Source organism: Kocuria sp. U4B, assembly GCF_054875615.1.
Genome location: NZ_CM142180.1, coordinates 2,739,815 through 2,759,812, shown reverse-complemented (window position 1 = coordinate 2,759,812; position 19,998 = coordinate 2,739,815). Strand labels below are relative to the sequence as shown.

Sequence of the window (19,998 nt, the reverse complement as noted above, 5' to 3'; positions counted from 1 at the left end):
GGCAGGGGCCGGCTCAGGCGTCGCGCCAGGCGGGGTCGCAGTGGCAGGCCTCGGGGGTCCACCACTGCGCGATGGCGTCGAGGGTCTCGTCGCCGAGGGGGTTCACGCCCCGGCCGGCGGCCAGCGCGTGCCCGGCGAGCACGTGCAGGCACTTGACCCGCACGGGCATGCCGCCGGCGGAGATGCCCTCGATCTCGGGGACCGGGCCGGTGCCGGCCTTCGCCCCGATCCGGGCTCGCTCCGCGAGGTAGTCCTCGTGCGCGGCCCGGTGGCCGGCGGCGAGCCGCTCGTCGGAGCCGAGCCGGTCCGACATCTCGTACATCAGCCCGCCGGCCTCGAGCCGGGAGACCGCGGACGTGACCACGGGGTGCGCCAGGTAGAAGACCGTGGGGAACGGGGTCCCGTTGGCCAGCCGCGGCGCGGTGGCCGCCACGAGCGGGTTGCCGCACGTGCAGCGGGCGGGGATCTCGACGACGTCGCGCACCGGGCGCCCGAGCTGGCGGGAGAGCACCTGCAGGTCCAGGGGCGTGGGCTCGACCGTGCCGGCCGTCACCCCGAGGCCCCGGGGGGCGGGGGCCGCACCGTCGCCGGTCTCGTGTCCGTGCTGGTCGTTCACGCCGTTCCTCACTCCGCGGCCGTGCCGCGGCTGTCCGTCGCCGCGTCCTGCGGCTGGTCGTCGGCCCCGGTGGTGGCCTCCGGGGCGGTGCTCGCGGAGCTCCCGGTGCCCCCGGAGCCGCCGGTGCTCTCGCTCTGCTGGGCGTCCCCGGTGGCTCCCGGGGTGCCGGTGGTGTCGTCGTAGGCGGAGGCCACGACGGACTGCCACAGGGCGTCGACCCACGCGGGCTTGTCCGCCTCGACCTGCGCCGCGGAGGAGTCCACCACGGCGCCCTCCATCTCCTCGGCGCCGACCACGAGGTAGGAGCGCTCCCCCGGCATGACGTAGAGCAGCCGGTCGCGGGCCTGCTGCTTGACGTAGGTCTCGTCCGACCACTGGTCCACCTGGTGCTCCAGGGACGCCTGCTCCGCCTGCATGTCCGCGATCGAGCGCTCGAGGGCGGCGATCTCGGCGCGCTGCTCGAGCCAGATCTTGGTGGTCGGCGCCGCGAGGAAGACGATGAGCACCGCCACGAGCGTCAGGGCGAGGAACCGGCCGCTGAAGGTCCGGGCGGGGGTCGGCGTCCCCACGGCGGTCGAGCCGGTCTGCTGGCGCGGCGCCCGTTCCGCCCGGCTCCGCGCGGCGTCCCGCCCGCCGAGCAGGCGGGTGGTGGGAGGGCGGGAAGCGGGCATGCGGACCTCACGGGGCGGGATCGGGGACGGGCACCAGTGTAGCGTCCGTGCGGGCCCGGCCGGCCGGGGGCCGGGCCCGCACGCTCGGGACCGCCCGTTCAGGCGGCCGCGGTCACTTCGCGGTGTAGCGCGGGAAGGCGGAGGCGCCGGCGTAGCGGGCGGCGTCCCCGAGCTCCTCCTCGATGCGCAGCAGCTGGTTGTACTTCGCCACGCGCTCGGAGCGGGCGGGCGCACCGGTCTTGATCTGCCCGGCGTTGGTGGCCACCGCGATGTCGGCGATCGTGGTGTCCTCGGTCTCCCCCGACCGGTGGGAGATCATGCAGTGGAACATGTGGCGCTGGGCGAGGGAGATCGCGTCGAAGGTCTCCGTGAGCGAGCCGATCTGGTTGACCTTCACCAGCAGCGCGTTGCCGGCGCCCTCCTCGATGCCGCGCGCCAGGCGCTCGGGGTTGGTCACGAACAGGTCGTCGCCCACGAGCTGGACCTGCGTGCCCACGGAGGCGGTCAGGGTCTTCCAGCCCTCCCAGTCGTTCTCGTCCAGGGGGTCCTCGATGGACACCAGCGGGTAGTCGCGCACGAGCTCCTCGTAGTACGCGGCCATCTCGTCGGAGCTGAGCTGCTTGCCCTCGAAGTTGTACTTGCCGTCCTCGAAGAACTCGGAGGAGGCGACGTCGAGGGCGAGCGCGACGTCGGTGCCCACGGTGTAGCCGGCCTTCTCGATGGCCTCGGAGATCAGGTCCAGCGCGGCGCGGTTGGACTCGAGGTTCGGGGCGAAGCCGCCCTCGTCGCCCAGGCCGGTGGACAGGCCGCGGTCGTGGAGCACGGACTTCAGCGAGTGGTAGACCTCCACGCCGGTGCGCAGGGCCTCGGAGAAGGTCGGGGCGCCGATGGGGGCGATCATGAACTCCTGGATGTCCACGTTGGAGTCCGCGTGGGAGCCGCCGTTGAGGATGTTCAGCATCGGGACGGGCAGCACGTGGGCGTTCGGGCCGCCCAGGTACTTGTAGAGCTCGAGGTCGGCGGCGTTGGCGGCGGCGCGGGCCACGGCGAGGGAGACCCCCAGGATCGCGTTCGCCCCCAGGTTGCCCTTGTTGTCGGTGCCGTCCAGGTCCAGCATGGTGCGGTCGATCAGGCGCTGGTCGGTCGCGTCGAGCCCGATGACGGCCTCGGCGATCTCCTCGTCGACGGCCTTGACGGCGTCGAGCACCCCCTTGCCGAGGTAGACGCTCTTGTCGCCGTCGCGGCGCTCGACGGCCTCGAACTCACCGGTCGAGGCGCCCGAGGGCACCGCGGCCCGGCCGTAGCTGCCGTCCTCCAGCAGGACCTCGACCTCCACGGTCGGGTTGCCGCGGGAGTCGAGGATCTGGCGGGCGTGCACTGCGGTGATCATGGCCATGAAAAGCTCCTGACGTCGTGGTGGGAGGGCGTGCTGGCCCCAGCGGGTCCAGCCTAGCGAGTCGGCGGCGTCCTGCGCCGCCCCCGGGCGTCGCGGAGCGCCCCGGACCCGGGTTCAGCCGCCGTCGCGCTCGCGCACGTACGCGCGGGTCGCCCCGCGCAGGGCGCGCTCGGCGTCGAGGCCGTGCGCCGAGCCCGAGCGCACGAGCGCGAACAGCGCCTCGCCGAGCTCCTCCTCGGTGCGCGGTCCTGCGGGGTCCTCGGGGCGGGCGGGCTCGAGCCCGTTCTTGCGGGCCCGGGCCAGGGTCTTCTCGGCGAGGGCCAGGGCGGGCAGGTGGGGCGGGATCCCGTCGAAGGGCCCGGTGCGCTCGGGCTTCTCCTCCTTCTTGAGGTCCTCCCAGCGGGCGTGCAGCTGCTCGAGGGTGTGCTCCCCCGCCACGTCGCCGGCCGAGCCGGCCCCGAAGACCTGGGGGTGGCGGCGCACGAGCTTGCCGGTGATCGCCTCGAGCACGTCCGAGACGTCGAACCCGCCCGCCTCGCGGGGCCGCTCCTGGGCCACGCGGGCGTGGAAGACGACCTGCAGCAGCACGTCGCCGAGCTCCTCGACGAGCAGCTGCGGGTGGGCCTCCGGGCCGCCCTCGGCCTCGATCGCCTCGACGACCTCGTAGGCCTCCTCCACGAGGTAGCGCACGAGGGACTCGTGGGTCTGCTGCCCGTCCCACGCGCAGCCGCCCGGGGAGCGCAGCCGGTCCATCACGGCCACGAGCTCCGCGAACCGCTGCCCCGTGCGGTCCGGGACGCCCAGGGCGGTCCCGCCGACGTCGTCGGCCCCGTCGGTGCCGTGTCCCTGGCTCATGCGGAGAGCCCTTCGAAGCCCTCGGTGATCAGCCCGTCCAGCGCGCTGCGGTCCTCGAGCGGCAGGAACGCCGCGGCGGCGGCGTTGCGCTGCAGCCGCTCCAGGTCCTCCAGCCCGTAGCCGAAGTGCTCGACGAGGAAGCCGAGCTCGTCCGTGACCGACGTGCCGCTCATCAGGCGGTTGTCCGGGGAGATCGTCACCGTGAAGCCCGTGCGGTAGAGCATGTCCACGGGGTGCTGGGAGGGGGCCGAGCCGAAGGCGGCGACCGCGCCGGTCTGCAGGTTGGAGCTCGGGCAGACCTCCAGCGCGATCCCCCGGTCCCGCACCCACTCGGCGGTCCGGCCCAGGTCCACCACGGCGACGTCCTCCAGGTAGTCGATGTCGATGTCCTCCGCGATGCGCACCCCGTGGCCCAGCCGCAGGGCGCGGCCCGTGGCGAGCGCGTCGCGGATCGAGCCGATCCCCGCCGCCTCCCCCGCGTGCAGGGTCACGGGCATGAGCTCGTCCGCGAGCAGCTCGAGGGCCGCCCGGTGGCGGGCGGGCGGGAACCCGTCCTCGGGGCCCGCGAGGTCGAAGGCCACGACCCCGCGGTCGCGGTTGTCCACGACGAGCCGGGCGACCTCGAGGGAGCGGTCCCCGTGGCGCATCGCGCACAGGATCTGGGTGACGGACACGATGTGCCCGGCGTCCTCGGCCGCGAGCACCCCCTCGGAGAGCCCCAGCCGCACGGCCTCCACGGCCTCGGCCATCGACAGCCCGCCGGCGGTGTGCTGCTCGGGGGCCCAGCGGACCTCGGCGTGCACCACGCCGTCGACCACGAGCTCCTCGACGTACTCCCGGGCGCAGCGCACGAGGGCCTCGGGGGTCTGCATGACCGCGACCGTGTGCTCGAAGGTCTCGAGGTAGCGCTCCAGCGAGCCCGAGTCGGCGCTCGTGCGCATCCACCGCCCGAGGGCCTCGGGCGCCTCGACGGGCAGGCGGTGCCCGGCCGCGGCGGCGAGCTCGACGACCGTGGCCGGGCGCAGGGCGCCGTCGAGGTGGTCGTGCAGGCACACCTTGGGCAGGTCGCGGAGGATGCCCTCCGGCACGCGGGCGGGCTGGTGCTCGGCGGAGGTCAGCAACGCGGTCTCAGTAGTTCCAGTCCTGCAGGGCCTCGTTCATGTGCTGCGGGATGTTCGCCCCGGTGCGGGGGTACATCCGCAGCTCCTCGAGGTAGTTCTGCGCGGGCAGGCGCTCCTCGTAGCGCACGAACGCCTCCTCGTCCGCGTAGTCGAAGGACACCTCCGGCGGGATGCCCGGGCGGAAGCGGAACATCATGGCCACCGGCGCCCCGGCGCCCTCCACGTAGGACGCGTCCTTGAGCTCCTGCACGTGCAGCAGCTCCTCAGGAACGAGGTCGAAGGTGCGGCGCTGGTCCCAGAAGCCGTTCTTGCGCACGTGGGTCAGGGCGTCGTAGTAGGTGCCGAGGGCGCGCACCCGCACGAGGACCGTGGAGACGTCCATCGCCGTGCCGTCCTCCCCGAACAGCCGCCGCTGGGCGTCGGCGAGCCGGCGCAGGACCTCGACCTCCTTGAGCACGAGGTTGCCGTCCGCCAGCTTCTCCGGGGAGGGCCGGTCCAGCAGCTCGGCGGGGGCCCGGTAGGACGGGGAGACGTCGGTGGTCACGGCGGTCTCGGGGGCGGACGCGTCGTGGTCCTCCCCCGCGGCGGCGGTCCCGGCGGCGGCAGCGGCGGCCGTCGCCGCGGCCGGGCCCGTCGGGGCGGCCGGCTCGACGTCCTCGTGCCACTCCTCGTGGTCGACGTGGTCGGGGACGCGCTCCCCGCCGGCGTCCGGGGCCGGGGCGGCCGGCGCGGTCGCGGCGGCGGCCGTGGACCCGGCGCTGTCCTCGACCTCGGTGATGACGGGGACGCCGGAGGTCACGGGCGCGGGCTCGGCGGCGGGGACGGCTGCGAGGGCGGTCACCGGGTCCCGGTCGGCCGGCGGCTCGGCACCCGGCTCATCGGCGCCCGGCTGATCGTCGGCCGGTCCGGCCGGGGCGTGGCGGTCCTCCGCGGCGTCCTGCGTGCCCACCGCGCTGGCGGGCGCCTCCGGGGTGGGCCGGCCGGAGTGCCAGGTGTCCACGGTCTCGGCCCCGTCGGCGAAGCCGTAGGTCGTCACGACCGGACGGACCCCGTCCCGCTCGGGGCCCACCTCGATCCGCGCGCGGTGCCAGGCGCCGCGCGGGGAGGTCATGGCCTCGCTGTAGAGGTCCGCGACCGCGTCGAAGAGCGGGGAGTCCTGGTCCACGGTGCCCGACTCCACCGACGGCGCCACGTCGCCCACGGACTGCTCGGTCTGGTGCGTCATGGTGTTGCCGCGCTGGACCAGGGTGAGCACCGCCCGGTCGGCGCCGCGCGCGGTGAGCCGCTCCACGATGGACGCCAGGGGGCCCTCGCCCGGCAGCTCCCGGGCCTCGTCCGCTCCCCGCTCGGTGGGGGCGGCCGGGGCCGCGGAGCGCTCCGGCTCCCCGGCCTCCCGGCCGGCCTCCTCGCCGGCCGAGTTCTTCCGGAACATTCCTCGCAGACCCACCTGGACCCACCCTTCTGAGCGCGTGCGCACGCCCTCGGTTCTCGTTTCGCTGGTGCTCTCCGCAGTATAGGCGCGCCCCTCGGACGCGCTGCCGGTGCTCAGCGCACGGTCTCGAGCACCACCGCGCGGCGCGGCCCGTCCGCCGGGGCGCCGGGGGAGACCACGGCCGCGCCCTCGAGCACCTCCCGGGCGCGGGCGAAGCGCTCGGGGGTGTCCGTGAGCAGCGTCATCAGCGGCTGGCCGGCGCGCACGGGCTCGCCCGGCTTGGCGTGCAGGACGATCCCGGCCCCGGCCTGCACCGGGTCCTCCTTCCGGGCCCGGCCCGCGCCCAGGCGCCACGCCGCGACCCCGACCTTGTACGCGTCGAGCTCGGCCAGCACGCCGTCGGCCGGCGCGGTGAGCGTCTCGGACTCGCGGGCCTGCGGGAGCGGGGCGTCGGGGTCGCCCCCCTGCGCGGAGACCATGGCCCGCCACACGTCCATCGCGCGCCCGTCCCGCAGCGCGTCGGCGGGGTCCACCCCGGTGATGCCGGAGGCCTCGAGCATCTCGGCGGCCAGCGCCACGGTGAGCTCGACGACGTCGGCCGGTCCGCCCCCGGCGAGGACGTCGACCGACTCCTGGACCTCGACGGCGTTGCCCACGGTCAGGCCCAGGGGCGTCGACATGTCGGTGAGCAGCGCGGTGGTGCCCACCCCGGCGTCCGTGCCGAGGTCGACCATGGTGCGGGCGAGCTCGCGGGCGGAGGCGAGGTCCTTCATGAACGCGCCGGAGCCCACCTTGACGTCCAGCACGAGCGACTGGGTGCCCTCGGCGATCTTCTTGGACATGATCGAGGAGGCGATCAGCGGGATGGACTCGACCGTGCCGGTGACGTCCCGCAGCGCGTAGAGCTTCTTGTCCGCGGGGGCCAGGCCGGAGCCGGCCGCGCAGATCACGGCGCCGACGTCCCGCAGCTGGGCCAGCATCTGCTCGTTGGACAGCGCCGCCCGCCACCCGGGGATCGACTCGAGCTTGTCCAGGGTGCCCCCGGTGTGCCCGAGGCCGCGGCCGGACAGCTGCGGCACGGCGACCCCGTGGACCGCCACGAGGGGGGCCAGCGGGAGGGTGATCTTGTCCCCCACGCCGCCGGTGGAGTGCTTGTCCGCGGTGGCCGAGCGCGCCCCGGAGCGCACGAGCTGCGAGAAGTCCATCCGCTCCCCCGACGCGATCATCGCCTGCGTCCAGCGCGCGATCTCCTCGCGGGCCATCCCGCGCAGGAACACGGCCATGGCCAGGGCGCTCATCTGCTCCTCGGCCACGACGCCGCGGGTGTAGGCGTCCACGACCCACGCGATCTGCTCGGGCGAGAGCGTGCCGCCGTCGCGCTTGGTCCGGATGACGTCGACGGCGTCGAACTGCTCGGTCATGGGGGTCCTTTCGAGGGGTGCTAGAGGTTCTCGGGGCCGAAGGCGTCGGGGAGGACCTCGGCCATCGTCCTCACGCCGGAGACGGTGAGCAGTTGCAGGCCCGGGGCCCGGTGCTCGTGCAGCAGCTGCCGGCAGCGCCCGCAGGGCATGAGCACGTCGCCGCGGCCGTCCACGCACACGAACGCGACGAGCCGCCCGCCGCCGGACATGTGCAGGGCGGAGACGAGGGTGCACTCGGCGCACAGCGTCAGCCCGTAGGAGGCGTTCTCCACGTTGCAGCCGGAGACCACCCGCCCGTCCTCCGTCAGCGCGGCGGCGCCCACGGGGAAGCGGGAGTACGGGACGTAGGCGTGCTCGCGGGCGGCCACGGCGGCCTCCCGCAGCAGCTCCCAGTCGACGGCGCCGGCCGTGGTGCCGGCGGGGTCGCCGCCGGGGGCCGCGGCCGGCGGCCGGGGGGCGGGGTCGGTGCTCACGGGGCGCTCACTCCTTGGTGTAGGGCTGGCCGGAGGCCGCGGGCGCGCGCGAGGCGCCCACGAGCCCGGCCACCGCCAGGATCGTCACGATGTACGGGAGCATGGCGAGGAACTGGCTGGGCACGGGGGTGCCCAGGAACGACAGGATCGACTGCAGGTTGGAGGCGAAGCCGAACAGCAGGGAGGCGAGCAGCGCCCCGATCGGGTTCCACCGCCCGAAGATCAGCGCCGCCAGGGCGATGTAGCCCGCCCCGGAGGTCATGTCGCGGGTGAACGCGGAGACGGAGACCAGGGTGTAGAAGGCCCCGCCGATGCCGGCGACCATGCCGCCGAGCACCACGTTACGGAAGCGCAGGGCGTTGACCCGCACGCCGAGGGTGTCGGCGGCCTTGGGGTGCTCGCCCACGGCCCGGGTGCGCAGGCCCCAGCGGGTCCGGTAGAGGGCGAACCACACGAGCGCGACCGCGGCGTACATGAGGTAGCCGATCACGGACTGGTCGAAGAGGATCGGGCCGACCACCGGGATCTCCGAGAGCACGGGCACCGCGAAGCGGGGCAGCCGCGGCGGGGCGTTGAAGACGCTCGCGTTGGGCTCGAGCACCGTGGCGAAGAGGAACCCGGTGAGCCCGGAGACGAGCACGTTGAGCACCACGCCCACGATGACCTGGTTGACCTTGTAGCCGATCGAGAACACCGCGAGCACGAGCGAGACGAGGGCGGCGCCCAGGACGGCGGCCAGCAGGCCCACCCAGGCGCTGCCGGACAGGGAGCCGGCCACGGCCGCGGCGAACGCCCCGAACAGCAGCTGGCCCTCGATCGCGATGTTCACCACGCCGGAGCGCTCGCACAGCAGCCCGCCGAGGGAGCCGAAGATCAGCGGGATCGCCAGCGCCACGGACCCGGCGAGCAGCCCGGACAGGGACACGTCCGGGGTGCGGGAGCTGCCCACGACCCACACGAGGAAGCCGGTGACGAAGAAGAAGCCGAAGGCGGCCACCGCCCACCGGGGCAGGTGCGCCCCCGCCCGGGCGCGCAGGAACGCGAGGACCGTCACGGCGGCCAGCACGGCCACGGCGAGCCAGCCCCACAGCACGCCGTTGACCGCGAGGTCCGGCACGCGGAAGAGGTCGCCCTCCTCGGAGACGCGGAACGCCACCCGGGTGTCCGGGGCGTTGAGGCCGAACAGGACCAGGCCGACCAGGCTCAGCAGGGCGAGGACCACGGGGGTGCGCCAGCTGCGCACGCCCACGACCTCGTTGGCCGCGGCGGTGGACAGTTCGGACTCGAGCGGGGGCGCCGCGGCGCCGACCGCGGTGCTGCCGCCGGCCCAGGGCGCCGCGTCGGGACGCCGTGACTCATGGTGCGGGCTCATGCCTGGACCCCCTCGGTGGCGGCGGTGGCGCCCCGGCCGCGGCGGGACCGGGCGCGGCCGCTGCCGGTCTTCAGCAGCGGCGGAAGGGCGATGAACAGGACGATCAGGGACTGCACGACGAGCACGATGTCGATGTTGGTCCCGGTCATGGACTGCATGGTGACGCCCCCGGCGCGGAACGCCCCGTAGAGCAGGCCGGCGAAGAACGTGCCCCACGGCTTGGAGCGGCCCAGCAGGGCCACGGTGATGGCGTCGAAGCCGAACGACGCGGCGACCCCGGAGGTGAGGGCCCGCTCGGTGCCCGCCACCTGGGCGACGCCGGCCAGGCCGGCGAGGGCGCCCGCGAGCACCATGACCACGACGAAGCCCCGGGTCACGGAGATGCCGGCGGTCCGGGCGGCGCGCGGGTTCGCGCCGACGGCGCGCAGCTCGAAGCCGACGGTCGAGCGCTTGAGCAGCCACGCGACGAACACGGTCGCGAGCACGGCGAGCGCGAAGCCCCAGTGCAGGCGGAACTGCTCGCCCAGCAGCTTGGGGAACATCGCGGTGTCCGCGAGCTGGGGGCTGATCGGGTTGGACGACCCGGGCCGCAGGAACGCCGGCTGCGTGAGCAGCCAGGCGACGAGGTTCAGCGCGATGTAGTTGAGCATGATCGTCAGGATCACCTCGTGCGCGCCCGTGCGGGCCTTGAGCAGCCCGACGACCGCCCCCCACAGCGCCCCGCCCACGGCGCCGGCGACGACGACGGCGAGCAGGTGCAGGCCCGTGGGCAGCTGCCACGCGAAGCCCACGTACGCGGCCAGGGTCGCGCCGACGAGCAGCTGGCCCTGAGCCCCGATGTTGAACAGGCCCGCCTGGAACGCCACGGCGACGGCGAGGCCGGCGAGGACCAGGGGGGTGGCCACGGTGAGGGTCTCGGTGAGCGGGTAGACCCGCTGCGCGAACGTGTCGCCGCCGGGGTTGTAGACCGCGCCGTAGAACATGGCCTCGTAGGCCGAGGACGCGGCCGCCCACATCGCGGAGAGCGTGTCCCCGGGGCGGGCGAAGAAGTAGCCCGCGGCCTCGGAGACCTCCTCGTCCGTCAGGGCGATGAGCAGCCCGCCGAGCACGAGCGCCGCGACGATCGCGAGCACGGACTGCAGGGCGGCGCCCGTCCAGGTGCGCCGCGCGGCGTCGGGCGTGGTGGCCGTGGGCGGCGGCGCCGCCTGCTGGTCGGGGGCCGCCGCGGCGGCCTCGGTGGCACTCATGCCTGCTCCTTCGTGTGCTGCGCGGTGGACTCGTGGGCGGCCGCGGACGCCTCGTGGGCGCTCGCGCCGGCCATCATCTGCCCGAGGACGTCCCGCGGGGTGTCGGGCCCGACGATGCCCATGATCCGGCCGTGGAAGAACACGGCGATGCGGTCGGCGAGGGCGTAGACCTCGTCGAGCTCGGTGGAGACGATCAGCACGGGGACGCCCTTGTCCCGCTCCGCGACGATCTGCTCGTGGATGAACTCGATGGACCCGACGTCGACGCCGCGGGTGGGCTGGGAGGCGATGAACAGCTCGAGGGGCCGCGAGAGCTCCCGGGCGATCACGACCTTCTGCTGGTTGCCGCCCGAGAGGGTCTGCACGGGCGCGTCCACCGACGGGGTGCGCACGTCGAACTGCTCGACGGCGCGGCGGGCGTTGGCCTCGACCTCGCCCAGGCGCAGGGACGGGCCCCGGGAGAAGCGGTCGTCGCCGTAGAGGTCCAGCACGAGGTTCTCCGCCACGGTGAACGGACCCACGAGCCCGTCGGTGGAGCGGTCCTCCGGGACGAAACCGACGCCGGCGTCGAGGACCTGGCGCACCGAGCGGCCGAGCAGCTCCTTGCCGTTGAGGCGCACCGACCCGGTGGCGCGCTCGCGCAGGCCCAGGACGGCCTCGGCGAGCTCGGTCTGCCCGTTGCCCTGCACGCCGGCCACGGCGAGGATCTCGCCGCGGGCGACGGTGAAGCTGACGTCGTCGAGCAGCTTCACGCCGTTGTCCCCGACCACGGTCAGTCCGGAGACGTCCAGGGCGCACTCCCCCGGCTCGGCCTCGTCCTTGGCGACGGTCAGGGACACGTCGCGGCCCACCATCAGGGCGGCGAGCTCGGAGGTGGACGCCTCCGGGGAGGTCTGGCCCACGACGCGGCCGCGGCGGACCACCGTGATGACGTCGGAGACCTCCTTGACCTCGCGCAGCTTGTGGGAGATGAAGAGGATGGACTTCCCCGAGGCCCGCAGCTGGCGCATGATCGCGAGCAGCTCGTCGGTCTCCTTCGGGGTGAGCACCGCCGTGGGCTCGTCGAGGATGAGCACCTGGGCCTCCCGCACGAGGGCCTTGATGATCTCGACGCGCTGCTGCACCCCCACGGGCAGGTCCTCGACGACCGCGTCGGGGTCCACGTGGAAGCCGTAGCGGTCGGAGATCTCCCGGATCCGCCGCCGGGTCGTCTCCAGGTCCAGGGTGGCGCCGCGGGTGCTCTCCGCGCCGAGGGCCACGTTCTCCGCGACGGTGAACACGGGCACCAGCATGAAGTGCTGGTGGACCATGCCGATCCCGGCGGCCATGGCGTCCCCGGGGCCCTTGAAGGACACCTCGGCGCCGTCGACGAGGATGCGTCCCTCCGTGGGCCGGTAGAGCCCGTACAGGACGTTCATCAGGGTCGACTTACCGGCGCCGTTCTCGCCGAGCAGGCAGTGGATCTGCCCCGGCTCCACGACGAGGTCGATGTCCTCGTTGGCCGCGAAGGAACCGAAGCGCTTCGTGATGGACTGCAGTTCCAGCTTCATGGTCGGGTGGTCCTCCTCCTGGGCCGTGCGCCGGCCCCGGGCGGGCACGCCACCGCCGCCAGCAGCGGCCGGGGCCGTCGCTGGCGGCGGTGGGTGCGGTGGTCGCGGATGGCCCGGATCAGGCCTGCGGCGAGTTCTGGGACTCGACGGTGATCGTGCCCGCGATGATGTCCTGCCGCAGCTGCTCGACCTCCGCGGCGAGCTCCTCCCCCACGGCCTCCTGCTGGTCGTGGAACGGGGCGATGCCGACGCCCTCGTTCTCGAGGGTACCCACGTACGGGGTGTTGTCGAACTGGCCGCCCGCGGCGGTCTCGACGACGTCCTGCACGGAGGTGCTCATCTGCTTGAGCACGGAGGTGAGCTGGTACTGCTTGCCCTGGTCGAGGGTCTCGTAGCCGTCGGCGTCGACCCACACGAAGCGGACCTCGCGGTCGCCGTCGTTGGCCTCCACCACGGCGTCCAGGGTGCCGAGGGCGGCCTGGCCGGCCACGGGGAGGACGATGTCGGCCCCCTCGTTGATGAAGTTCTGGGTGGTGGTCTTCGCGGCCGAGGTGTCGGTGAAGCTGTTGACGAAGGTGCCGTCCTGCGCGTCCTTGTCCCAGCCCAGTAGCCGGACGTTCTCGCCCTTGACCTCGTTGTAGTGGGCCACGCCGTCGGCGAAGCCGTCCATGAACACCGTCACGGTCGGGATGTCCATGCCGCCGTAGGTCGCCACGGTCCCGCTCTGGGTGCTGCCCGCGGCCAGGTAGCCGGCGAGGAACGCCGCCTCGGCCGTGTTGTAGACGAGCGGCTTGACGTTGTCGAGCTCGATCGAGGCGTCGTCCACGATGGCGAAGTGGGCCTCGGGGTTGGCCTCGGCGACGGCCCGGGTCGCGTCCGCGAGCAGGAAGCCCACGGACAGCGTGAGGTCGCACCCGGACTGCACCATGGAGTTGAGGTTGGGCTCGAAGTCCGTCTCGGCCTGGGACTCGGCCTGGTTGACCTCGATGCCCATGCTCTCCTGCGCGGCCTGCAGGCCCTCGTAGGAGTTCTGGTTGAAGGAGCGGTCCTGGAACCCGCCGGAGTCGGAGACGATGCAGCCCGTGAAGTCGGTGGTCTCGCCCGAGGCCTCGCCGCCCTCCTCGGGGGCGGCGCCGCAGCCGGCGAGGACGAGGGCGGAGACGCCGAGCAGCGCGGCGGCGGAGAGGCCGCGGGAGCCTCGGGACGTCCGGGATGACGTGGTCATGGTTCCTCCAGGAGACGGGGGTGACCCGGCGGCGGGCAACGGGTCTCGTCCGCGCGGGGACGCGCGGCGTGGTGCCATTCTACCCAGGGGTAGAAGCCGCCCCGCCGGAGCGGGACGTTAATTCGCGCTCACGCGGGCCCGGGTCAGGCCTGGTCCGGCACGGGGGTCCGGTGCGTCTCGCGGGCGTGCAGCCGGATGGCCCGCAGGGCGGTGCTGGCCATCACCTGCACCCCGCACCCGATGGCCGCCTCGTCCGCGACGTAGTCCGACTGGTGCAGGTCGTAGGTGTGCCCCCCGCGGGTGCGCGTGCCCAGCCGCATCATGGCGCCGGGCACCTCCTGGAGGAACCACGCGAAGTCCTCGCCGCCCATGGACTGGTGCACCAGCACCACCGCGTCCTCGCCGAGCTCGGCGCGGGCGGCGTTCTCGATCATGGTGGTCTCGACCTCCCCGTTGACCACGGGGGGGACGCCGCGGATGTGCTCGAGCGCCACGTCCACGCCGTAGGGCGCCGCGACCTGGTGGACGACCTCGTCGAGCAGCTTCCCGGCCCGGTGCCACGCCTCGGCGTCGAGGCAGCGCATCGTCCCGGACATGAACCCCGTGGCGGGGATCGCGTTGGGCGCCACGCCGGCGTGCATCTGGCCCCACACCACGGCCACGCCCGAGCGGGCGTCGATCCGCCGGGACAGCACCGCCGGGACGTTCACGGCGACCTGCGCCATCGCGTACACGAGGTCCTGCGTCAGGTGCGGGCGGGAGGTGTGGCCGCCCCGGCCCGCGAACTCGATCCGCACGGTGTCCGACGCGGAGGTGATCGCCCCGATCCGGGTGCCCACCTGCCCGACGTCGACCTTGGGCTCGCAGTGCAGGGCGAACATGCGCGGCACGCCCTCGAGCACGCCCTGCCGGATCACCCCGAGGGCGCCGCCCGGCAGCTGCTCCTCCGCGGGCTGGAAGACGATCCGCACGGTCCCGGCGATGTGGGCGGTGCGGTGCAGGTCGGCGAGCACCTTGGCGACGCCGACCATCACGGTCGCGTGGATGTCGTGGCCGCAGGAGTGGGCCACCCCGTCGTTGACCGAGGAGAAGTCGAGGCCGGTGGCCTCCTGGATGGGCAGGGCGTCGATGTCCGCCCGCAGGCCCACGGCGATCGGCCCGTGCCCGATGTCCACGTAGCACCCGGTGTCCGCGAGCCGCTTCGGGGCCAGGCCCATGTTCTCCAGCGCCGCCACGATCCGGTCCGTGGTGCGGAACTCCTGGTAGGACAGCTCCGGGTGGCGGTGCAGGTCCCGGCGGAACGAGACGAGGTCCGGCAGGTACCGCTTGAGCAGCGGGCCGATGGCGGGCGGCAGCCCGGCCTCCACGGAGGCGGGGGCGGTGGCGGGGGACGCGTCAGGCATCTGACCAGGATACTCCCGGGTCCGGTTCCCCCTGCGCGCACCCGCGCGCCTCAGAGGACGTCCGTGTCGCCGTTCTGCTTGAGGGCGCTGACGGCGTCCTTGACGCGCTGGGCGTGCTCACGGGTGGTCACCAGCAGGGCGTCGGCGGTGTCGACGACGACGATGTCCTCCACCCCAATCAGGGCCACGAGCCGGCCGGTGTCCGAGACGACGATGCCCGTGGAGCTGTCCGCGAGCACCCGGCTGTTCTCCCCCAGGACCGCGACGTCGCAGTCCGCCTCCGGGTCGACGCGGTTGAGCCGCCGGATCGCCGCGAAGTCCCCGACGTCGTCCCACGTGAAGGTGGCGGGCACCATGGCGACGTCCCCGGCGGCCGCCGCGGGCTCCGCCACGGCGTAGTCGATGGCGGTCTTGGGCAGCCCGGGCCAGACCCGGTCGACGACCTCCTCCTGCGCGGGCGTGCCCCAGGCGTCGGCGATCTCCGCCAGCCCGGCGTAGAGCACGGGCTCGCCGGCCTCGAGGTGGCGCAGCATCAGGGCGGCGGGGGCCACGAACATCCCGGCGTTCCATGTGTAGTCGCCGCTCGCCACGTACGCACGGGCGGTCTCCTCGTCGGGCTTCTCGACGAACTGCTCGACCTGCAGGGCGTGCGGGGCGCCGTCCAGCCCCAGGGGCGCCCCCGCCCGGATGTAGCCGAAGCCGGTCGCCGGGGAGCTCGGCGGGATGCCGATGGTCACGATCCGCCCCGACGCTGCCGCGGTGACGGCCTCCCGGACCACGTCGTGGAAGGCCTCGGCCGGCTCGATGACGTGGTCGGCGGCGAAGGAGCCGACGATCGCGTCGGGGTCGCGGCGCTGGATCAGCATGCAGGCGAGCCCGATGGCCGCGGCGGAGTCCTTGGGGGAGGGCTCGAGGACCAGCTCCTCCTCCGTGAGCTCCGGCAGCTGCTCGCAGACCGCGGCGGCGTGGGTGCGGCCGGTGACCACCATGACCCGGCCGTCGCTGAGCCCGGCGAGCCGGTCGTAGGTGGCCCGCAGCAGGGACGAGCCCGATCCGGTGAGGTCCAGCAGGAACTTCGGGGCGTCGGCCCGGGACAGCGGCCACAGGCGGGACCCGACCCCGCCGGCGGGGACGAAGGGGTGGAAGTGCGCGAGGGGAGTGGTCACGCTCCTCACCTTACGGCCTCGGCGCGGCGGGGCCCGAACGGCCCGTCCGCCGTGCGCGATATCGGCACCACGGAGGGGGACAGGGTGTCAGTAAACATCGTCCGTACTGGTATCGTGGAAGGGAACTCGCGCAATATCCGACACAGAGTCCGCAGGGCTCCGCTCCCGTTGTGCGCAGTGCGAATTCCCGGTTTTCAAGAGCGCACGACGGCGAGCGACTCAGGGAGGTTTTTCAGTGGCGAAGACATCCGAGGGCACCTTCAGGGGCACCTTGTACCGCGGCCAGGCCCACGGCCAGTGGTCCTGGGTCGCTCACCGCATCACGGGCGTGGCCATCTTCTTCTTTCTTCTGGTCCACGTCCTCGACACCGCGCTCGTGCGGGTCTCGCCCGAGGCCTACAACGCGGTCATGGCGACCTACAAGAACCCGATCATGGGCCTCGGCGAGGCCGGCCTGGTCGCCGCCATCGTCTACCACGCGTTCAACGGCCTGCGCATCATCCTGATCGACTTCTGGCGCTACGGCACCAAGTACCAGAAGCAGATGCTGTGGGGCGTGCTCGCCCTGTGGCTGGTCGTCATGATCCCGTTCCTCGTCCGTCACCTCACTCACGTCTTCGGGGGTTAATCACATGAGCACTCCGCTCAAGGCACGCATCTCGGTCCCCCGCAGCAAGGACCTCGAGGTCAACGGCACCAAGTACAACCGCGCCTCCACCAAGCGCAACAACTTCGAGATGTACGCGTGGCTGTTCATGCGCGTCTCCGGCGTCGTCCTGCTGGCGCTCGTCTTCGTCCACCTGTGGGTCAACCTCGTCTCGCCCGAGGGTGGCGTCAAGGCCGTGGACTTCGCGTTCGTCGCCGGTAAGTGGGCCAGCCCGTTCTGGCAGGTCTTCGACCTCGTGCTGCTGTGGCTGGCGATGCTGCACGGCACCAACGGCCTGCGCGTGATCATCGACGACTACGCCGAGCGCGACCGCACCCGTTTCTGGCTGAAGATGCTCCTGACGGTGACCTCCGCCTTCGTGATCCTGCTCGGCACCCTGGTGATCTTCACCTTCGAGCCCTGCCCGACCGGCGCGGAGGCCGAGCTGCTGGCGTCCTTCTGCCAAGCGGGCTGAGCCCGGCCCCGGCGGCCCGTCCCGTGACGGGCCGCTCTCTGCCGTCCGGCCGAGGGCGACCGGGGCACCGAGAACATCTTCCGAACACCGAACAGAAAGAACATCCGGTATGCAGGTTCACAAGTACGACGTGGTGATCATCGGCGCCGGTGGTGCCGGTATGCGCGCCGCCATCGAGGCCGGCCAGCGCTCCCGCACAGCCGTACTGACCAAGCTGTACCCCACGCGCTCCCACACCGGCGCGGCGCAGGGCGGCATGTGCGCGGCCCTGGCCAACGTCGAGGAGGACAACTGGGAGTGGCACACCTTCGACACGGTCAAGGGCGGTGACTACCTGGTCGACCAGGACGCCGCGGAGGTGATGGCCAAGGAGGCCATCGACGCCGTCCTCGACCTGGAGAAGATGGGCCTGCCCTTCAACCGCACCCCGGAGGGGAAGATCGACCAGCGCCGCTTCGGCGGCCACACCCGCGACCACGGCAAGGCCCCGGTCCGCCGGGCCTGCTACGCCGCAGACCGCACCGGGCACATGATCCTCCAGACGCTCTACCAGAACTGCATCAAGCACAACGTGGAGTTCTTCAACGAGTACTACGTCCTGGACCTGATCATGACCGAGGTCGACGGCCAGCGCCGCACCGCGGGCGTCGTCTCCTACGACCTCGCCACCGGCGAGCTGCACGTCTTCCAGGCGAAGTCCGTGGTCTTCGCCTCCGGCGGCGCCGGCAAGGTCTTCAAGACCACCTCCAACGCCCACACCCTCACGGGCGACGGGATGGCCATCGCCTTCCGCAACGGCCTGCCCCTCGAGGACATGGAGTTCATCCAGTTCCACCCGACCGGCCTGGCCGGGCTGGGCATCCTCGTCTCCGAGGCCGCCCGCGGCGAGGGCGGGATCCTGCGCAACGCGGACGGCGAGCGGTTCATGGAGCGCTACGCCCCCACCATCAAGGACCTCGCCCCGCGCGACATCGTGGCCCGTTCCATGGCCAACGAGGTGCGCGAGGGCCGCGGCGCCGGGCCGAACAAGGACTACGTCCTGCTCGACCTGACCCACCTCGAGCCCGCGCACATCGACGCGAAGCTCCCGGACATCACCGAGTTCGCCCGCACCTACCTGGGCGTGGAGCCCTACACGGAGCCGGTCCCGGTGTTCCCCACCTGCCACTACGTCATGGGCGGGATCCCGACCAACATCAAGGCCGAGGTGCTCGCCGACAACGAGACCGTGGTCCCGGGCCTCTACGCCGCCGGCGAGGTCGCGTGCGTGTCCGTGCACGGGTCCAACCGCCTGGGCACCAACTCCCTGCTGGACATCAACGTGTTCGGCAAGCGGGCCGGGATCTACGCCGCCGAGTACGCCCAGCAGGCGGAGTTCGTGCCCGTCCCGGACCACGCCCTGGACGCCACGGTCGCCCTCCTGGACAACGCCCGCAACGGCACCGGCACCGAGAAGGTCGGGGCGATCCGCCGGGACCTGCAGGACACCATGGACCTCAACGTCCAGGTGTTCCGCACCGCCGAGACCCTGCAGACGGCCCTCGACGACATCGCGGCGCTCGAGCGCAGGTACGCGAACATCTCGATCCAGGACAAGGGCAAGCGGTTCAACCTGGACCTGCTGGAGGCCGTGGAGCTCGGCTTCCTGCTGCAGCTGGCCAAGGTCATGACCGTGGCCGCGCTGCACCGCCAGGAGTCCCGCGGCGGCCACTTCCGCGAGGACTTCCCGGACCGCGACGACGCGAACTTCATGGCGCACTCGATGGTCTACCTCGACCCCTCGTCGCCGACCGCCGGGATCCGTCAGGAGACGAAGCCCGTCATCTTCACCCGCTACGAGCCCATGGAGCGTAAGTACTGATGTCCCCTTCCCACACTCCCGAGCGGCCGGAGAACGGCCGCAGCAACGACCCGCAGGACCGTGTGCAGGAGCACGGGCAGGCGCCCGGGCACGCCCAGGACGACCGTGCGGGCTACAAGACCGACGCCGACTCCCCCGCCGTGGACGCCCAGGACGTCGCCGGTTCCCAGGACCCGGCCGCGGCGAACGCCGAGGGCGCGGCCCCGGCCTCGAAGATCGACGTGCAGGACGACGTCGAGCGCGCCGACATCCCGACCTTCGACCTCACCCTGCGGATCCGCCGGTACAACCCGGAGGTCTCGGACGAGGTCCGCTGGGACGAGTTCAAGCTCACCATGTACGGCACCGACCGCGTGCTGGACGCCCTGCACAAGGTCAAGTGGGAGATCGACGGCACGCTGGTCTTCCGCCGCTCCTGCGCCCACGGTGTGTGCGGCTCGGACGCGATGCGCATCAACGGCCAGAACCGCCTCGCCTGCAAGGTGCTGCTCAAGGACCTCGACCTGTCCAAGCCCGTCACCGTGGAGCCCATCAAGGGCCTGCCGTGCGAGAAGGACCTGATCGTGGACATGGAGCCGTTCTTCCAGTCCTACCGCGAGATCATGCCCTTCCTCGTGGCCGGCGGCAACGAGCCCACGTACGAGCGCTTCCAGTCCCAGGAGGACCGGGCCCGCTACGACGACACCACCAAGTGCATCCTGTGCGCGGCGTGCACGTCGTCGTGCCCGGTGTTCTGGACCGACGGCCAGTACTTCGGTCCGGCCGCGATCGTCAACGCGCACCGGTTCATCTTCGACTCCCGCGACGACGCCGGCGACCTGCGCCTGGAGATCCTCAACGACAAGGAGGGCGTGTGGCGCTGCCGCACGACCTTCAACTGCACCGAGGCCTGCCCCCGCGGCATCCAGATCACCAAGGCGATCGCCGAGGTGAAGAACGCGATCCTGAGCCGCTCCATGTGACCGGTTCCCCGTGAAGGTCCCCGGACCCCACGACGGCGGCCCGCCTCCTGCGCGCAGGAGGCGGGCCGCCGTCGTCGTCGGACCCTCGGCGGTGCTCAGCCTCGGC

Annotated in this window: 18 protein-coding genes; 4 read left to right on the top strand and 14 right to left on the bottom strand. The window is 72.8% G+C overall.

Going from position 1 to position 19,998, the window contains the following annotated elements:
• Positions 1-13: 13 nt before the first annotated feature.
• From ACYSMR_RS13015 to ACYSMR_RS12950, 14 genes are all read right to left on the bottom strand, one after another.
• Positions 14-616 carry a DUF501 domain-containing protein gene (locus ACYSMR_RS13015; protein ID WP_461745740.1) on the bottom strand — a complete coding sequence of 201 codons (603 nt, stop codon included), beginning with the start codon at positions 614-616 and terminating at the stop codon, positions 14-16.
• An 8-nt stretch (positions 617-624) separates the two neighbouring features.
• The gene (locus ACYSMR_RS13010) at positions 625-1,287 is read right to left on the bottom strand and encodes an FtsB family cell division protein (RefSeq protein ID WP_461745738.1); all 663 of its coding nucleotides are present in this window, start codon (positions 1,285-1,287) and stop codon (positions 625-627) included.
• A 112-nt stretch (positions 1,288-1,399) separates the two neighbouring features.
• Positions 1,400-2,683: a phosphopyruvate hydratase gene (eno, locus tag ACYSMR_RS13005; protein ID WP_251333506.1), complete on the bottom strand. Its 1,284-nt coding sequence runs from the start codon at positions 2,681-2,683 to the stop codon at positions 1,400-1,402.
• A gap of 114 nt (positions 2,684-2,797) precedes the next feature.
• Positions 2,798-3,538 (bottom strand): MazG nucleotide pyrophosphohydrolase domain-containing protein, encoded by a 741-nt coding sequence (locus tag ACYSMR_RS13000; RefSeq protein ID WP_461745736.1) that lies wholly within the window; start codon positions 3,536-3,538, stop codon positions 2,798-2,800.
• Positions 3,535-4,659 (bottom strand): adenosine deaminase, encoded by a 1,125-nt coding sequence (locus tag ACYSMR_RS12995; RefSeq protein WP_461745734.1) that lies wholly within the window; start codon positions 4,657-4,659, stop codon positions 3,535-3,537. Before ACYSMR_RS12995 ends, ACYSMR_RS13000 begins: the two co-directional genes overlap by 4 nt.
• A gap of 7 nt (positions 4,660-4,666) precedes the next feature.
• Positions 4,667-6,091 (bottom strand): hypothetical protein, encoded by a 1,425-nt coding sequence (locus ACYSMR_RS12990; RefSeq protein WP_461745732.1) that lies wholly within the window; start codon positions 6,089-6,091, stop codon positions 4,667-4,669.
• A 113-nt stretch (positions 6,092-6,204) separates the two neighbouring features.
• Complete coding sequence (locus ACYSMR_RS12985; RefSeq protein ID WP_251333510.1) at positions 6,205-7,512, bottom strand: thymidine phosphorylase; 1,308 nt, start codon at positions 7,510-7,512, stop codon at positions 6,205-6,207.
• A gap of 20 nt (positions 7,513-7,532) precedes the next feature.
• A complete protein-coding gene (locus tag ACYSMR_RS12980) occupies positions 7,533-7,898 on the bottom strand; it encodes a cytidine deaminase (protein ID WP_309125979.1) in 366 nt (121 codons plus the stop codon).
• A gap of 94 nt (positions 7,899-7,992) precedes the next feature.
• Positions 7,993-9,357, bottom strand: coding sequence for an ABC transporter permease (locus ACYSMR_RS12975; RefSeq protein WP_461745730.1), 1,365 nt, complete (start codon positions 9,355-9,357; stop codon positions 7,993-7,995).
• Positions 9,354-10,604: an ABC transporter permease gene (locus ACYSMR_RS12970; RefSeq protein WP_461745728.1), complete on the bottom strand. Its 1,251-nt coding sequence runs from the start codon at positions 10,602-10,604 to the stop codon at positions 9,354-9,356. The genes ACYSMR_RS12975 and ACYSMR_RS12970 overlap by 4 nt, the downstream gene beginning before the upstream one ends.
• Complete coding sequence (locus tag ACYSMR_RS12965) at positions 10,601-12,154, bottom strand: ABC transporter ATP-binding protein (protein ID WP_461745726.1); 1,554 nt, start codon at positions 12,152-12,154, stop codon at positions 10,601-10,603. Before ACYSMR_RS12965 ends, ACYSMR_RS12970 begins: the two co-directional genes overlap by 4 nt.
• A gap of 118 nt (positions 12,155-12,272) precedes the next feature.
• Entirely contained in the window at positions 12,273-13,379 is a 1,107-nt protein-coding gene (locus ACYSMR_RS12960) for a BMP family lipoprotein (RefSeq protein ID WP_461745724.1), read from the bottom strand.
• 143 nt (positions 13,380-13,522) lie between these two features.
• Complete coding sequence (locus ACYSMR_RS12955; RefSeq protein WP_251333515.1) at positions 13,523-14,782, bottom strand: amidohydrolase; 1,260 nt, start codon at positions 14,780-14,782, stop codon at positions 13,523-13,525.
• Positions 14,783-14,832: 50 nt separating this feature from the next.
• Positions 14,833-15,948 carry a mannose-1-phosphate guanylyltransferase gene (locus ACYSMR_RS12950; RefSeq protein ID WP_461745721.1) on the bottom strand — a complete coding sequence of 372 codons (1,116 nt, stop codon included), beginning with the start codon at positions 15,946-15,948 and terminating at the stop codon, positions 14,833-14,835.
• Between the two features lie 235 nt (positions 15,949-16,183).
• Here ACYSMR_RS12950 and sdhC point away from each other — a divergent pair, with 235 nt between their 5' ends.
• The 4 genes from sdhC to ACYSMR_RS12930 all read left to right on the top strand — a co-directional run bounded on the left by sdhC (position 16,184) and on the right by ACYSMR_RS12930 (position 19,892).
• A complete protein-coding gene (gene sdhC, locus ACYSMR_RS12945) occupies positions 16,184-16,576 on the top strand; it encodes a succinate dehydrogenase, cytochrome b556 subunit (protein ID WP_251333517.1) in 393 nt (130 codons plus the stop codon).
• A 4-nt stretch (positions 16,577-16,580) separates the two neighbouring features.
• The gene (locus tag ACYSMR_RS12940) at positions 16,581-17,069 is read left to right on the top strand and encodes a succinate dehydrogenase hydrophobic membrane anchor subunit (protein WP_251333518.1); all 489 of its coding nucleotides are present in this window, start codon (positions 16,581-16,583) and stop codon (positions 17,067-17,069) included.
• Between the two features lie 109 nt (positions 17,070-17,178).
• A complete protein-coding gene (gene sdhA / locus ACYSMR_RS12935) occupies positions 17,179-18,930 on the top strand; it encodes a succinate dehydrogenase flavoprotein subunit (protein WP_251333519.1) in 1,752 nt (583 codons plus the stop codon).
• Positions 18,930-19,892: a succinate dehydrogenase iron-sulfur subunit gene (locus tag ACYSMR_RS12930; RefSeq protein WP_461745718.1), complete on the top strand. Its 963-nt coding sequence runs from the start codon at positions 18,930-18,932 to the stop codon at positions 19,890-19,892. Before sdhA ends, ACYSMR_RS12930 begins: the two co-directional genes overlap by 1 nt.
• The last annotated feature ends 106 nt before the right edge of the window (positions 19,893-19,998 follow it).